The 14,084-nt window shown below is 58.0% G+C and carries 15 protein-coding genes; 12 read left to right on the top strand and 3 right to left on the bottom strand.

Going from position 1 to position 14,084, the window contains the following annotated elements:
- Window positions 1–167 precede the first annotated feature (167 nt).
- The 4 genes from MUM_RS0117160 to MUM_RS0117145 all read left to right on the top strand — a co-directional run bounded on the left by MUM_RS0117160 (window position 168) and on the right by MUM_RS0117145 (window position 3,474).
- On the top strand, window positions 168–1,031 hold the full coding sequence (locus MUM_RS0117160; RefSeq protein ID WP_010171940.1) for an ABC transporter permease: 864 nt from the start codon (window positions 168–170) through the stop codon (window positions 1,029–1,031).
- A 1-nt stretch (window position 1,032) separates the two neighbouring features.
- Window positions 1,033–1,800 (top strand): ABC transporter ATP-binding protein, encoded by a 768-nt coding sequence (locus MUM_RS0117155; protein ID WP_010171938.1) that lies wholly within the window; start codon window positions 1,033–1,035, stop codon window positions 1,798–1,800.
- Window positions 1,793–2,782, top strand: a complete 990-nt coding sequence (locus tag MUM_RS0117150; protein ID WP_010171936.1) for an ABC transporter substrate-binding protein — start codon at window positions 1,793–1,795, stop codon at window positions 2,780–2,782. The genes MUM_RS0117155 and MUM_RS0117150 overlap by 8 nt, the downstream gene beginning before the upstream one ends.
- 68 nt (window positions 2,783–2,850) lie before the next feature.
- Window positions 2,851–3,474, top strand: a complete 624-nt coding sequence (locus tag MUM_RS0117145; RefSeq protein WP_010171934.1) for a hypothetical protein — start codon at window positions 2,851–2,853, stop codon at window positions 3,472–3,474.
- Here MUM_RS0117145 and MUM_RS0117140 read toward each other — a convergent pair.
- From MUM_RS0117140 to rfaH, 3 genes are all read right to left on the bottom strand, one after another.
- Window positions 3,426–3,773, bottom strand: coding sequence for a hypothetical protein (locus tag MUM_RS0117140; protein ID WP_010171933.1), 348 nt, complete (start codon window positions 3,771–3,773; stop codon window positions 3,426–3,428). The genes MUM_RS0117145 and MUM_RS0117140 overlap by 49 nt on opposite strands.
- Window positions 3,770–4,078, bottom strand: coding sequence for a phosphomannomutase (locus MUM_RS0117135; RefSeq protein ID WP_237151027.1), 309 nt, complete (start codon window positions 4,076–4,078; stop codon window positions 3,770–3,772). Before MUM_RS0117135 ends, MUM_RS0117140 begins: the two co-directional genes overlap by 4 nt.
- 119 nt (window positions 4,079–4,197) lie before the next feature.
- On the bottom strand, window positions 4,198–4,707 hold the full coding sequence (gene rfaH / locus MUM_RS0117130) for a transcription/translation regulatory transformer protein RfaH (RefSeq protein ID WP_010171931.1): 510 nt from the start codon (window positions 4,705–4,707) through the stop codon (window positions 4,198–4,200).
- Between the two features lie 232 nt (window positions 4,708–4,939).
- Between rfaH and MUM_RS0117125 the strand changes: the two genes are divergently transcribed.
- From MUM_RS0117125 to MUM_RS0117090, 8 genes are all read left to right on the top strand, one after another.
- Window positions 4,940–5,380: a low molecular weight protein-tyrosine-phosphatase gene (locus MUM_RS0117125; RefSeq protein WP_169389399.1), complete on the top strand. Its 441-nt coding sequence runs from the start codon at window positions 4,940–4,942 to the stop codon at window positions 5,378–5,380.
- A gap of 44 nt (window positions 5,381–5,424) precedes the next feature.
- Window positions 5,425–7,653 (top strand): polysaccharide biosynthesis tyrosine autokinase, encoded by a 2,229-nt coding sequence (locus MUM_RS0117120; RefSeq protein WP_010171929.1) that lies wholly within the window; start codon window positions 5,425–5,427, stop codon window positions 7,651–7,653.
- Between the two features lie 127 nt (window positions 7,654–7,780).
- Window positions 7,781–9,052 carry a DUF6369 family protein gene (locus MUM_RS0117115; protein ID WP_010171928.1) on the top strand — a complete coding sequence of 424 codons (1,272 nt, stop codon included), beginning with the start codon at window positions 7,781–7,783 and terminating at the stop codon, window positions 9,050–9,052.
- Window positions 9,049–10,509 (top strand): oligosaccharide flippase family protein, encoded by a 1,461-nt coding sequence (locus MUM_RS0117110; protein ID WP_010171927.1) that lies wholly within the window; start codon window positions 9,049–9,051, stop codon window positions 10,507–10,509. The genes MUM_RS0117115 and MUM_RS0117110 overlap by 4 nt, the downstream gene beginning before the upstream one ends.
- On the top strand, window positions 10,506–11,657 hold the full coding sequence (locus MUM_RS0117105) for a polysaccharide pyruvyl transferase family protein (protein ID WP_029615963.1): 1,152 nt from the start codon (window positions 10,506–10,508) through the stop codon (window positions 11,655–11,657). The genes MUM_RS0117110 and MUM_RS0117105 overlap by 4 nt, the downstream gene beginning before the upstream one ends.
- 18 nt (window positions 11,658–11,675) lie before the next feature.
- The gene (locus MUM_RS0117100; protein ID WP_238535543.1) at window positions 11,676–12,521 is read left to right on the top strand and encodes a polysaccharide lyase; all 846 of its coding nucleotides are present in this window, start codon (window positions 11,676–11,678) and stop codon (window positions 12,519–12,521) included.
- On the top strand, window positions 12,522–13,064 hold the full coding sequence (locus tag MUM_RS0117095) for an acyltransferase (RefSeq protein ID WP_010171922.1): 543 nt from the start codon (window positions 12,522–12,524) through the stop codon (window positions 13,062–13,064).
- A gap of 54 nt (window positions 13,065–13,118) precedes the next feature.
- Window positions 13,119–14,081, top strand: a complete 963-nt coding sequence (locus MUM_RS0117090) for a glycosyltransferase family 1 protein (protein WP_010171920.1) — start codon at window positions 13,119–13,121, stop codon at window positions 14,079–14,081.
- Window positions 14,082–14,084: the final 3 nt, after the last annotated feature.

Raw genomic sequence — 14,084 nt, 5'->3', positions numbered from 1 at the left:
ATCCTAATTATAAAAATACAGAATCATATTTTTATATAGTTATCAGTAATGCGCATTTTAATCGCATTAGGTTATTCCCAAATAGAATTTCACTGAGGTTTTTTATGCGAATAGCATGAAACCGCAGCGGCGCTCCTGGCCGTGTTCTTGATGAGGAAGGAAGCCCGATGACTGAAAAGTCCCTTAACGCCAGTTCGTTTTCCGTCGACAAGGCCGAGGGTCACGCCGGGGTTGCATCCCGGTTGATTCCCCGCTGGCTGCGCAACTGGCGCACCCCCGACGTGTTGCTGCGCCTGGTCAGCCCGATTGTGTTGCTGCTGCTGTGGGAGCTGGCCTCCGAGCTGGGCTTTATCCCGGCGCGGGTCATCGCCGCGCCGTCGCAGATTGGCGGCACCTTGTGGGCAATGATCGTCTCCGGCGAGTTGGGCAAGCACTTGCTGGTGTCGCTGCAACGGGCGCTGCTGGGCTTGAGCATCGGTGTGAGTATCGGGGTGGTGGCGGCGCTGATCACCGGGCTGTCCAAGCGTGGCGAGGTGATCCTCGACTCACCGATGCAGATGCTTCGCACCATCCCGTCCCTGGCGCTGGTGCCGTTGTTCATCCTCTGGTTCGGCATCGGCGAGTTCACCAAGATCGCGCTGATTGTCACCGGCACCACCTTTCCCGTTTACCTCAATCTGTTCGCCGGCATCCGCAACATCGACCCCAAATTGATCGAGGCCGCCAACACCCTTGGCCTCAATCGTCGCGAGCTGATCTGGCATGTGATCCTGCCGGGCTCGCTGCCGTCGTTTTTTGTCGGCCTGCGCTATTCCCTGGGCATCTCGTGGCTGGCCCTGGTGTTCGTCGAGCAAATCAACACCACCGCCGGCATTGGCTACCTGGCCAGTGATGCGCGCGACTTCATGCGCACCGACGTGATCGTGATCTGCCTGCTGATCTACAGCGTGCTGGGCCTGCTGATCGATGGCTTGATCCGCACCCTGGAACGTTTTGCCCTGGCCTGGCGCCCATCGTTTGTGAGGAACTGACATGTCGACTCTCGAAGCTTCAGCAGCACCGGTGCAGTTGCGTAATGTGGTGCGCCAGTTCGGCCAGCAGCGGGTCATTGATGGCCTGGACCTGGATATCGCCCCCGGGGAGTTTGTCGCGCTGCTGGGCGCCAGCGGTTCCGGCAAGACTACCTTGCTGCGCAGCCTCGCGGGCCTGGACAGTATCGACAGCGGCCAACTGCGCGTGCCCAAGGCTCGGGCGGCGGTGTTCCAGGAGCCGCGGTTGATGCCGTGGAAGCGCGCCTGGAAAAACGTGATCCTCGGCCTGCGGGTGCCCGACGCCAAGGCCCGTGCGGTGCAGGCCTTGACGGAAGTCGGGCTGGCCCATCGGCTGGAGGCGTACCCCGCAACGCTGTCCGGCGGCGAGGCCCAGCGTGTGGCATTGGCCCGTGGCCTGGTGCGCGAGCCCAAGCTGCTGTTGCTGGACGAACCCTTCGCCGCCCTGGATGCGCTGACCCGCATCAAGATGCATCGCCTGATCATCGAACTCTGGCGCAAACACACGCCGGCCGTGTTGCTGGTGACCCACGACGTCGACGAAGCGATCCTGCTGGCCGACCGTGTGATCGTGCTGGCGGACGGCAAGATTGCCGAGCAACTGAGCATCGATCTGCCCCGCGCACGGGACACCGGGCAGGACGGTTTCCAGGCGATTCGTGCACGCTTGCTGAGCCTGCTGGGCGTGGAAGTAGACGCCCCGGCCGCACAGCCCGCCAGTGCCAGCGTGCGGCGGTTTGCCCATGGTTGAGTTCAGAACGGTTTTGCTGCTGGCAGCGGCGCTAGTGATGGGCGGCTGTGACAAAGCCGCCGAAGCCCCTGAGTCCGCTTCGGCGTTGTCCGGCGTGACCTTGATCCTCGGTGACCAGGCCAAGGGCTTGCGCACCGTGGTGGAGGCCTCTCACGCCCTGGACGGCATCGACTACAAGGTTCAGTGGGCCAACTTCCAGGGCGCCGCGCCGCTGTTCGAAGCGTTGCGCGCCGGCGCCGTAGACCTCGGCCCTGCGGGTGATACGCCGGTGCTGGCGGCCGCGACCGGGGGCACGCCATTGCGTATCGTCGCCGTGCGTCGCAGCCAGGCACGGAGCATTGCGATCCTGGTGCCGCCCGATTCACCGATCCACAGCGTGGCAGACCTCAAAGGCCGCAATGTGGTGGTTTCGTCCGCCCGTGGCAGCATTTCCCAGTACCTGTTGATCCGCGCCCTGGAGAATGCGGGCGTGGATGAAAAGGACGTCAACGTTGGCTTCGTCCTGCCCACCGATGCGTTGCCCGCGTTCAATGCCGGCAAGATCGAAGCCTGGGCTACCTTCGGGGTGTATCAGGCGTTCGCCGAGCAAAAGGGCGCGCGGGTGCTGATCAGCGGGGAGGGCATCAACACCGGCCTGACCTTTATCACCGCCTCCGATGAGGTGCTGGCCGACCCGCTCAAGCGCAAGGCGTTGAGTGACGTCCTGCAGCGTTTCGCCAAGGCCTTCGAGTGGGCGCAGCAGAACCCCGAGGAATACGCGCGGGTGTTTGCCAAGGTCAACGATATCCCGCTGGAGGTTTCACAGTTGCTGCGCAAATGGGGTGATGAGTCGCTGTTGCCGGTCGAGGAACGGGACATACAGGCGTTGCAGCAGGTGGATGATTTGTTTGTGGAAAAGAAGATTTTCCCGCACCGGGTAGAGGTTCAGGCATTGACCGATACCGAGGTATTTTCGCCGCAATCGTTGGCTGCCGCGCCCTGAAGTCGTTGTGTTTTGCCCGGGTCTGAGGTCTCATGGGCCCGGGAAAACTTGCGGGTAGGGAACAGCACGTGATACGGGAAGAACTTGCGCAATACGGCGGTATCACCGTCATGATTCCGGCCGCCGTGGTGATCGCCGTCTGGCTCTGGTATTCCCGGCCCCAGGCGGTCAAGTGGTGGCTGATGACGATCGCGTGCACCTATTCCATCGTGGCGTTCAGCAAATTGCTGTTCAAGGGCTGGGGCGTGTCGCTCCAACACCTTGATATTGCCGTGCTCAGTGGTCACGCCATGAATACCTCGCTGATGGTGCCTGTGGCAATGAGCCTGGTGGCGCGCCGCATCAATCCCGATTGGCGCTGGCCCGCGGCTATCGCCGGAATGTTGGTCACCGGCTGGTTCAGTGCGTATTGCGTCGCCCCCTATATTCATCCGCTCAACGAGGCGCTGGCCGGTGGCTTTTTGGGCGGGATGGCGGCGCTGGCGTTTCTATGGCGCCTTGAGGTGGTTGAGGTGCGGGTTTCCCCGTCGTTGATCGGTGGGGGAATGGTGATTCTGTTGTTAAGTGCGATGGTGCCCAAGTACAACGCCGAGAAGCTGCTCAACCATGTGGCCGTCGCCGTTTCCGGGGCCGACCAGGCCCATCAGGAACCTTCCTGGCGGGCCGCTCCCACACCGTTGAACGCCGAGTAAGTGGCCAGGTCCATGGCCATGTTGCTTTCCACCAGCAGCCCCAGCAGCATCGTCTGAGAGTTGAAGCGCCGGGCATCGCCACGGCGCTGAGCACGCTTCATCTGCTTGAACAGCGTATCGGTAATGTCCAGCGGCGAGTTGCCGCGCAAATGATCCAGCCAGCGGGACATGACCTGGGTGTTGCGCGCATAGTGCTCGGTCGGTAGGTGTTCGTTGGGCGCCAGGCCCACAAAACCTTCAAAGGCGGTGGTGAGTCCCTTCAGGGCATAGGCACGTTTCAAATCCCCATAAATGCTCATGGTCGCTCCTCGGTGCAGGAGATATTGGCCAGTAATTCGGCGGTCTTGACCTGCATGAAATGGCTGTCGCCGCGGCTTTCCACACACAGGCAAACGGACAGGGGATTACTCACTTGTAACTTGAAGCGCCAGTCGGCGAATACCATTGAAAGCCCGGCACCGGATTCATCGCTGTCCAGCGAATGGCTGGCGTATAACACCTGCATGCGTTCTACCACGGTGGTTGAACTATTAACGTTGACGTGGATGTTTCCCGAAGAAGGAAACAGGCCGATACGCTCTACCAATAGCTTTGAACTTTTCATGGCTGTTCCTCGCTGTTTATTCAGGTATTACTCTATTCTGAAGAGGCGAAAAAGTAAGGCGATGTTATTTTTAGTCTGTTAGTAAGTTGATGGTTATTTTTGGTCTGTTTAACGGGATGTCAGTAAGTTGCCTGAACTCGGCTGACGTCGGTTAAAGGCAAACTGATGCGCTGTTCTCGTTGCAGGAAGTTCATCAGCAACACCACCCGTTGTTCACCGTCCATGGCCAGGAAGACCGCCTCCAGTTCGGCAAACGGGCCTTCATGGATACGCACGCTTTCGCCCGGCTTCAGCAGGGTGGCCACCACGGCCTGATGGTCGCGCTCCTGGAGTTCGTCCACCAGCGCATCGCTGATGGGCAGCGGGTGCGCGCCGAACCCGACGACCCGCGACACGCCACGGGTCGAACGCAGTGAGCTCCAGCTGTCCTGCAGGCTCATTTGAATAAACAGGTACCCGGGAAACAGTGATTCGCGGGTGGTCCTTCGCTGGCCCTTCAACAGCCGTTCGCGTTTATAGGTAGACCGAAAGCAGGTATAGCCCTGGCGCTGCAGATGCTCCTCGGCGCGCTCATCCTGCCGGGATTTGCACTGGACCAGATACCAGGCCTTATTGGCATTTGCGCTCATGGGGCGTCCCTCTGTCTATATAAAACGATATGGCATGTTGTTTAATTTAAAGCCGATGAACGCTGCAAAGTCACGAATGTTATAAATTGTCGGGTTAGTCGTACATGAAACCGGGTGCTGTTATTTTTCGTCCAAAGATAATTTTGGGTGAGGTCAAAGTTCCGTGGTACTAAATACTGCCGTGAAGTTACTAGTTGTTTCATGGGTAATGGATGCCCCGGGGAATATCGCCTTGTTTAAAAGAGTGTTGATTGTCTGTATTGGCAATATTTGCCGTAGTCCCACCGCGGAAAGTCTTTTGCGTGGCGCACTCGCGCGCTCCGATATCAAGGTCAGTTCTGCAGGTATTGCCGCGTTGGTCGGCAAGCCGATTGAAACCACCGCGCGTGCGGTACTCGAAGCCCATGGCCATCCAGCCGACGAGCACCAGGCCACCCAACTGGCGCCACAGGCGATCAGCGACGCCGACCTGATCCTGGTGATGGAACGACAGCACATCAGTGCCGTACTCAGCATGGCTCCCGAGGCACGAGGCAAGGTCTTGCTGCTGGGGAAATGGCAAAACGAGCGAGAGATCAGCGACCCCTACCGTCAGGGGAAAGCTGCTTTTGTGCACGCGTATGCGTTGATCGAAGAAGCCGTAAACGCATGGGCGCAGCGTCTCGCACGCTGATCGCCACTACTTTTTGAATCGAAATAAGGCTAAGAATCCGACTTATGCAGCAAGCGCCAGCAGTCACCGCACGGGAAGACGAAAACGAGGAGATCGATCTCCTCGGTCTGTTTGGAACACTGATCGACCACAAGTGGTTGATCGCTGCGGTTACCGGCGCCTTTATGGTGACGGGCGCCGCGTATGCGGTGTTGGCGACCCCGGTCTACCAGGCGAACGCCCTGTTGCAGGTCGAGGCGAAAAAGAACGACTTGCTGGGCTTCTCGGACATTGGCGGCATGCTGGGCAAGGAGTCTCCCTCGGCCACCGAGATCGAGCTGATCCAGTCCCGCTACGTGATTGGCAAGACCGTCGATAACCTGAAACTCGATATCGTCGTGCAGCCGATGTACTTCCCGCTGGTCGGTGAATTCCTCGCGCGCCGCTTCCAGAAGAGCAATCCCGGTGCACTCGCCGAGCCGTTGCTGGGCCTGGACAGTTTCGCCTGGGGCGGCGAGTCGCTGAAGATCTTCAAGCTGGATTTGCCGGACGGGCAACTGGGCAAGAAGTTGACCCTGACCGTGGGTGACAACGCGCATTACACCCTGGTGGATGAAGATGACCAGGTGCTGGCAGCCGGTGAGGTCGGGCAGCCGTTCGAGCAAAATGGCGTCGCGTTTCAGATTGAAGAGCTGCGGGCCAAACCCGGCACCCGTTTCCGGGTGATCCGTAATGCGCGCCTGACCAGCATCCTCGACTACCAGGAGAACCTGGATGTGGTCGAGCGTGGCAAAGAGTCGGGCATGATCGGGCTGGCGCTGGAAAGCACCGACCCGGACCAGGCGATCAAGATCCTCAATCAGATCGCGGCCATTTATGTGCGGCAAAACGTCGAGCGCACTTCGGCTGAAGCGGCGCAGAGCCTGGCGTTTCTCAAGGAGCAACTGCCTGAGGTCAAGAAGGACCTGGAGAAAGCCGGCAAGGCCTTGAATGAATACCAGACCCGCAGCAAGTCGGTGGATATCACCCTGGAAACCAAGGCCATCCTCGACCAGATCGTGGGGCTCGATACCAGCATCTCCGAGCTGAAGCTGCAGCAGGCCGAGATGGACCGCAAGTTCACCCGCCAGCATCCTGCGTATCGCGCGTTGCTGACCCAGATCGGCGAGCTGACCAGCAAGCAGCAAAGCCTGGCGAGCCGTGTGGAAAGCCTGCCTTCCACCCAGCAGGAACTGCTGAGCCTGACCCGGGACGTCGAGGTGGGTACGGCGATTTATACCCAACTGCTCAACAAGTCCCAGGAGCTCGACGTGATGCGCGCCGGCACCGTGGGCAACGTGCGCCTGATCGACACCGCCGACGTCAATTACCTCAAGCCGATCAAGCCGAAAAAGATCCTGATCGTGCTGATCGCGACCCTGCTGGGCGGCTTCCTCGCGGTGGCGCTGGTGCTGATGCGCAAGGCGCTGAACCGGGGCCTGGAAAGCCCGGAAGCCATCGAGCAACTGGGCTTGCCGGTGTATGCGTCGATTCCCTACAGCACGTTGCAAAAGGTCGAGGAAGACAAAATCACCCGGGGGCGTGGGCGTACCGATGCGGGGTCTTCATTGCTGGCCATCAGTCACCCCACGGACCTGGCGGTGGAGGCCTTGCGCAGTTTGCGCACCAGCCTGCACTTCGCAATGCTTGAGGCGCCGAATAACCGGATCATGATCTCGGGCCCGAGCCCCGAGGTGGGTAAAACCTTCGTCTCGGTCAACCTGGCGGCGGTCATCGCTCAAACCGGTCAGCGCGTACTGTTGATTGACGTGGATATGCGCCGAGGCTACCTGCACAAGGTGCTGGGTGTGTCCGCCAAAGATGGGCTGTCCGACATCCTCTCCAATCAATGCACGCTGGAAACCGCCATTCACAACACCGGGATTGAAAACCTCGACCTCATCAGCCGCGGGCAGATACCGCCTAATCCTTCTGAGTTGCTGATGCATCGCAACCTGACCGAGCTGTTGTCCCAGGTCAGCGAAAGGTACGACCTGGTCATCCTCGATACGCCACCTCTCCTGGCGGTGACCGACGCGGCGATCGTGGGACGGCAATCGGGGACCAACCTGATCGTCACGCGCTACGGCTTGAACCCGGCCAAGGAAATCGAACACACCATGCGCCGGTTTGCCCAGAACGGCATCGTGCTGAGGGGCGCCATTTTCAACGGGGTCGAGAAGAAAGCCTCCGCCAAATATGGCTACGGCAACTACGGGTATTACCAGTACGAGTACCAGGCTGATCGAAGCTGATTCAAGTCGTTACGCACCATCGTCCCAGGACGTATCAGCAGGATAGACGTCACGTTTTCAGGAAATGAACGAAAAATCCTGGGGCGGTAGCGTGCCAAATTCAAATCAGCATAAAGAATACCCAGCCATGTTTTACCTGTTATCCCTTATCGCGCTGTCAGCGGGTTTGCTTGCCGTCAAAAGCCCAAAGCACTCAATCGTGCTGTTTGGGGTGATGCTGTCGGTGATTCCTACCGGCAACTCCTACAGCGAAATAATCTCGCTCAAGGGCATCTTCTTCTTTGACTTCTACATCGTGGGCGGGCTGGGTGCGTTGCTGATCAGGCAGGTGCTGACGCAGAAGAGCCAACTGACGGCGCCGGGCGCGCTGCTTTTTGGCTGCGGACTGTATGTGGTGTTACTCGCCTTTGGCCTGCTGGAGTCCTCGAACAAGTACCTGCTCAAGGATGTTCGGCCTTTCATCATGATCCTGTCGTTTATCGTGCTGGCGAATATCGCGACCCTCGCCGCGAAAACCCTGAGGCTGAAAACGGTGCTGATGCTGTTGATCGCGATGAGCGCATTCAATGTGCTGGACATCGCCTGGTTGCGGTTGGGGCTGTACAAGTTTCAGGACGTCTATTACGAAGAAAACGCCTATCGATACCTGGATGGGGGCACCTACGCAGCCGTTGCCTACCTGATCTATTACTTCATCGATCCACGGCTGTTTGACCAGCAGAAAAAGCTCGCACGCCTGTGCCTGGCGACCTCGCTTATCTGTTTGTTTATCGCCAACTCGCGGTTCATTTTTGTGTCGGTGTTTGCGGCGATCATCATTCACCAATACCAAAAGCCTGCGCGCATGATCGGTGTCGCCCTGGCAGGGGCCGTGGTGCTGATGGCGTTTATCGGCATCAGCAATATGATCGGTGCCGATCGAATCAATGACGGTTTGTCGTCTGAAGGCATGGCCGCGCAACTGGCCACGCGCTTCAGCCCCGCGCTGGAGTTGATCCGGGGCATGAACCCCATGCATTACTTTGTGGGGTTGGGAGCAGGGACGCCGTTCGAGATTCCCTGGTTTGAATACCGTGGCCTGGATGACAAGAACTCAAATATCGACAGTGCCTACCTGACCTACTTTGTTAAGTACGGGCTGATCGGGTTGTACCTGTTGTATGTCTTCATCACCTCGATTACCCAGCACATGAACAGCCGGGTGGCGGTCTCGATCGGCATCTTCCTGGGGGTGATGTTCATCGTGTCGGCCACGCCTTATCAGCCGTACGCCATCGGCATCGCGTATGGCGCCATTGTCCTGCGGGTGTGTGCCGAACACACCGCCAGGCAACGCAAAAAAAGCCTCAACCCTCGCCAGCCGCTGATAACCACGCCCTTGCAGGTGAATGCCGGATGAACAGCACACTGTTGAAAAAATTCGTGTCCAGTACGGCATGGAGCTTCATTTCCGCCGTCGCCACGAAAGTGTCGGTGGTGATCACCGGCATCCTGGTTGCGCGTGTATTGGGCGCGCAATCGTTTGGCGAGTACGGCCTGATCCAGAGCGCGATCGTGATGCTGGCCAACGTCGCCGCCCAGGCCACCACCACGGCGACGGCCAAGCACATTGGGCAGTTCAAGGACACCAGCCCCGAGAAGACCGGCAGGGGCATCGCGCTGACGCTGATTTTCTCGGTTTTTTTCAGCGCGATGATCATCGGGACAGCGCTGTTTTTCCCGGATTTCTTCTCCAGCGTCATCCTGGGGACAGACAGCCTGAACGCGGCGTCGCTGATCGTGTTGTGCACCATCACGCTGATTATTTTGTCGGGCTGGACCCAGGGCTGCCTGACCGGCTGGGGGCAATACCGCTCGATTGCGACGATCAACGGAATCATCGCCATCGTTGCGATCCCGGCCACGTACGGCCTGACCATCCAGTTCAGGCTCAACGGCGCGCTGCTGGGGTTGGCCGGCTCTCAATTGCTGATTGTGTTTTTCAGCGCGCTGGCGTGCTGGAAAATACTGAAGGCGCAGAACACCACGCTGAGTTTCAAGGGCGCGATTGCTGAAAAGCACGCGGTGCTTTCGGTTGGCCTGCCGGTGTTGTTGACCGGGTTGATGGTCGCGCCGATGAACTGGTTCGCGAACAAGTTATTGGCGCAAACCACTAACGGACTTGCCGCCCTCGGCATGTACGCCGCCGCCATGCAATGGAACGCGATCTTTTCCCATGTTTCCGTGGTACTGGGCTCGGTACTGGTGCCGATGCTGGCCGCCGCGCTGGGCGGCAAGAATCGCAAGTTGGACGCCTTGAACTTTCTGTCGGGCTGGTTAGTGGTGTTGGTGATTATCCAGCCGGTGATCATGTTTCCCGAGTTATTGGCGAAGCTCTACGGGAGCAGTTTCCTGGGCCGTGATTTTGAAGTGACGTTGGTGCTGGTGATTCTTGGCTCGCTGCTCAGTGCCTTCAAGTCCGGCATTTCAAGAAAGATGATCGTGATGAACCTCGCCTGGTTCAGCGTCATGAGCAACGTGCTGTGGGGCCTGTTATTCATCGCCGGGGCCTTCTGGCTGCGGGAAGAGGGCGCCGTCGGGATTGCCAAGGCATTCATTGGTTCCCAGTTCATCCACTTCCTGCTCGGCCTGCCTTATTTCGTCTACAAGAAAATACTCCCTTTGGAGTTGCTGGTTTCTCCCAGGATATTGATCTTGTGGACATTGCCTTTTGTCAGTTTTATCTCAAGTGCCTACGTTGAAAGTATGGTCTATCGATTGATGATACTGGCGTTGATATTTATCTACATTCTCGCAACAACGTTCGCTTTGAATACCGTGTTTAACGACCCCGTGGAAAATGGAAGCCCAGCATGAATGTCAGCAAAGTATATATCCGGGGGGCATACGGTCCTGGTAATTTGGGTGATGACGTATTAATGCTCTGCGTTATCAATATTCTGAAAAAACGCTTTAAAGAATCGGATATTGCCGTGGGTGTCGATCATCCGGAGATCGCCCGGAACTTCAACCCGCGTATCAAGTGGCTGCACATCAAGGAGCCGGTCAAGGCCGACCTGGTGGTGTTGGGGGGCGGGGGCCAGTTCTTCTCGTTCATCCCGCCGGCCAAAGCCGCCACCGCCCGTCAGGGCATCGTGGCGAAGCTGCACAAGAGCCTCAAGGCGCAAACCGACCTGAAGTCCACGCTTCTGCGTTTGTATGTAGGCATGCGCGGTGGGGTCGACAGGATCTATTTCCACCGTCGTCTGGCGGCGTTCTGTATCGGCCTGGGCCCGTTTGATGGTGGTGGCAAGTTGCTCGACCGCGCGGTCAGCGTGATCAATCGCTGCGACTACATCTCCGTGCGGGACGGCACCAGCCAGCAGCATTGCAACACCTTCGGCAAGACCGACGTCGAGGTGTACACCGACCCGAGCCTGCTTTCCGAGCTGTGGATCTCCAGCAAAGACCTGGAGATCGGCAGCCTGAAGAAGGGCAAGTACCTGTCCTTTATCCTGCGCGACTGGCCCCACGACGCGAACGGGCAGCAGTTCATCAAGGCGATGGTGCAAGCCGCTGAAGAGCTGGCCAAGCGCGGCGAGCAGGTGCGCCTGGTCTCGCTCTACAAAGAGCGGGACCAGCACCTGATCGACAAGTACCACCGGTTCGAATGGTTGTGCTGGGACGCGGCTGGCGACACCCCGGAAACGTTCATGGCGAAATTGATTGTCGAGTCCGACGTGATCATCAGCGCCCGTGCACACGGCGTGCTGCTGCCAGCTTCCCTCGGGTTTCCCACCATCGCCGTTGCCATCGAGAACAAGCTGAAGAAAGTCCATGAAATGTTGCCTCAAGGCACCCGGTTGGTCAGCACCCCGGACGCTGAGGTGATCATGTCGACCATCAGCGAGTTCAGGCAATCCAAAACGCAGATGGCCGAGCACCTCAAGCAGGAGATCGCGCAGCGGTCGTCCCTGGCACAAAAAGCGGTCGACAACTTTTTGAAGTGGGTCGATGAAAAATAGAGTTGAGGGGCAACCGACGTGAAAAAGACAGCCTCGACGCTACTCACTTTGGCGTTCGCTTTGCAGATGGCTGCGAGCGGCGCATCAGAGACTAACGACCGTTGTGAGCAACCCATCAAAAACATCTATCCGTCACTGCCGGATGTGTCGCAGATGCTCAAAGGTCCGCAGGCGCAGAACAGCATTAAGGGCAGCGCCAATCTGACGAACAAGGCCTATAGCCAGAAGATCAAGGACATCGCCGTGCACTTTCCGGCCGGCTCGTACGACCCGGGTTCGATGGTGCGCCTGGGTTTGCCCTATGGCGGCATTGAGTTCAAGTCGCCGCTCCCGCAACCCGGCCGCGAATGCCTGGTGCTGACCTATGAGTTGAAGTTCGACAAGAATTTCAACTTTGTAAAAGGCGGGAAGCTTCCGGGCCTCTACGGCGGTACAGCCAATACCGGCGGGAAAATACCTAACGGCCATGATGGTTTTTCCACGCGCTACATATGGAAAGAAAAGGGCGCCGGCGCCATTTATGCCTATCTGCCCACCAGTAAAACCTGGGGAACGGCTGTAGGCCTGGGTTCCTGGATCTTTACGGTCGGGCAATGGCATACGTTGGAGCAACTGGTGAAGTTGAATACGCCGGGGGAGGCCGACGGCGTGATCTCCATTTGGTACGACAAAAAACTGGTGCACACCGAAACCGGGCTGACGTTTAGAGACACCCGGGATATCACCATCGATGGTTTGCTGTTTTCGACGTTCTTCGGTGGGAATAACCCGTCGTTCGCCACGCCGGTCAGTACCAATATCCGCTTCCGGAATTTTGTGATGAGTTCGCAGCGCGTGACGGATACAGCAGGGCAGGGTGAGTAGATGAAGAACCTGAAACTGAATATCAAGAAGGCCGCCCTTGCCTTGTTCAACACGCTGCTCAGCCTCGCCTTGTTTTTCAACCTGCGACGTTCACTCCTGCGGGCCACCGGGTGCCAGGTGGGCGCAAACACCACGGTTCACCGCAAGGTGGTTTTCTTCTCGTTCGGCAACTGCGTGATCGGCAAGAACTGCACGATCAATTACGGCTGCTACCTGGATAACCGCGCGGGTATCCGCATTGGCGACAACGTCAATATTTCCCACAACACCCGGATTTATACCCTGGGCCACGACATCGATGACCCGATGAGTTGCCTGGTGGGAAAACCCGTGGTGATCGAAGACGACGCCTGGATCTTTCCCAATGTGATGGTGATGCCCGGCGTCACCATCGGGAAAGGCGCGGTGGTGTATCCCGGCAGTGTGGTGACGCGCAGCGTTGAAGCCTATTCGATCGTGGGCGGCAACCCGGCCAAACCGATTCGCTTTCGAAATAAAAACATTCTGTACCGCGCCGACTTTCCTGTCTGGTTTGCCTTGTAAAGCACCCCCGCGTGCCCACCCTTATTTATGCAGGATTCTTAAGTGAAATCATTAATGATTGCATGGATTGGCTATCAACGACGCGCCGATACCATGAAGCAATATTGGGCGTATGACATTCTGCATCTGCCCAACCGGTTCAAGAAAAAGTCTGCACGGCCACTGGACTATTTGATCAAGTCATTCAAAACCCTCAAGACGCTGTTGGTCGGTTCGCCCGAAGTGCTTTGGGTGCAACTGCCGCCGAGCCCGGTCTTGCATATAGCGCTGGCCTACAAGTGTGTATTTAACCGGCGCCTGAAGATTATTGCCGACGCCCACAACAGCCTGTTGCGCAAACAATGGATCGGCTTCCCGGGAACCGTGGCCCTGCTGAATCGCATTGATGCGGTGGTCGTGCACAACTTCAAAGTCAAAGAAGAATTGGCAAGCCTGGGTGTCAAGGAAGCCAGGCTTTTTATTCTGGAAGACTTGCCGTGCGACTTTCCGGTGCCGCCCGCCAGTGAGCGCGAAACGCCCTATGTGCTGTTTCCCTGTTCGTTTGATATCGATGAGCCGATCGAGGTTGTGATCAACGCCGCCAGGGAAATGCCCGGTGTCGACTTCCTGATCACCGGCAAGCACCAGGGCAAGCTCTCCGAGGAACTCGTGGCGTCACTGCCCGGCAACATCAAGCTGACCGGCTTCCTCAGCAAGGCGACCTTCGAGCAGTTGCTGTGCCACGCGAATGTGGTGCTCGGCCTGACCACCCGCGACAACGTGCAGTTGAGCGTGGCCAACGAAGCGGTCAGTGCCGGCAGGCCAATGGCGCTTTCAAATACCACGGTGCTGCGCTCGTTGTTTTCCGAGGCGGCGGTGTTCGTGGACACGATGGACCCACTGTCCATAAAGGCCGGTGTTTCACAACTCATCGCCCATCAAGAAACCTATAAAGAAAAGTCAGCCTTGCTGAAAGCCAAGCGGATAAGCCGTTGGGAAGGGCAGGCTCAATTGTTGAAAACTGCCGCAGCTATTTAATGA

It is taken from the genome of Pseudomonas sp. PAMC 25886 (genome assembly GCF_000242655.1).
Classification (GTDB): domain Bacteria; phylum Pseudomonadota; class Gammaproteobacteria; order Pseudomonadales; family Pseudomonadaceae; genus Aquipseudomonas.
Note: the sequence above shows the minus strand (reverse complement) of the source record. Positions and strands in the feature narration are given on the sequence as shown.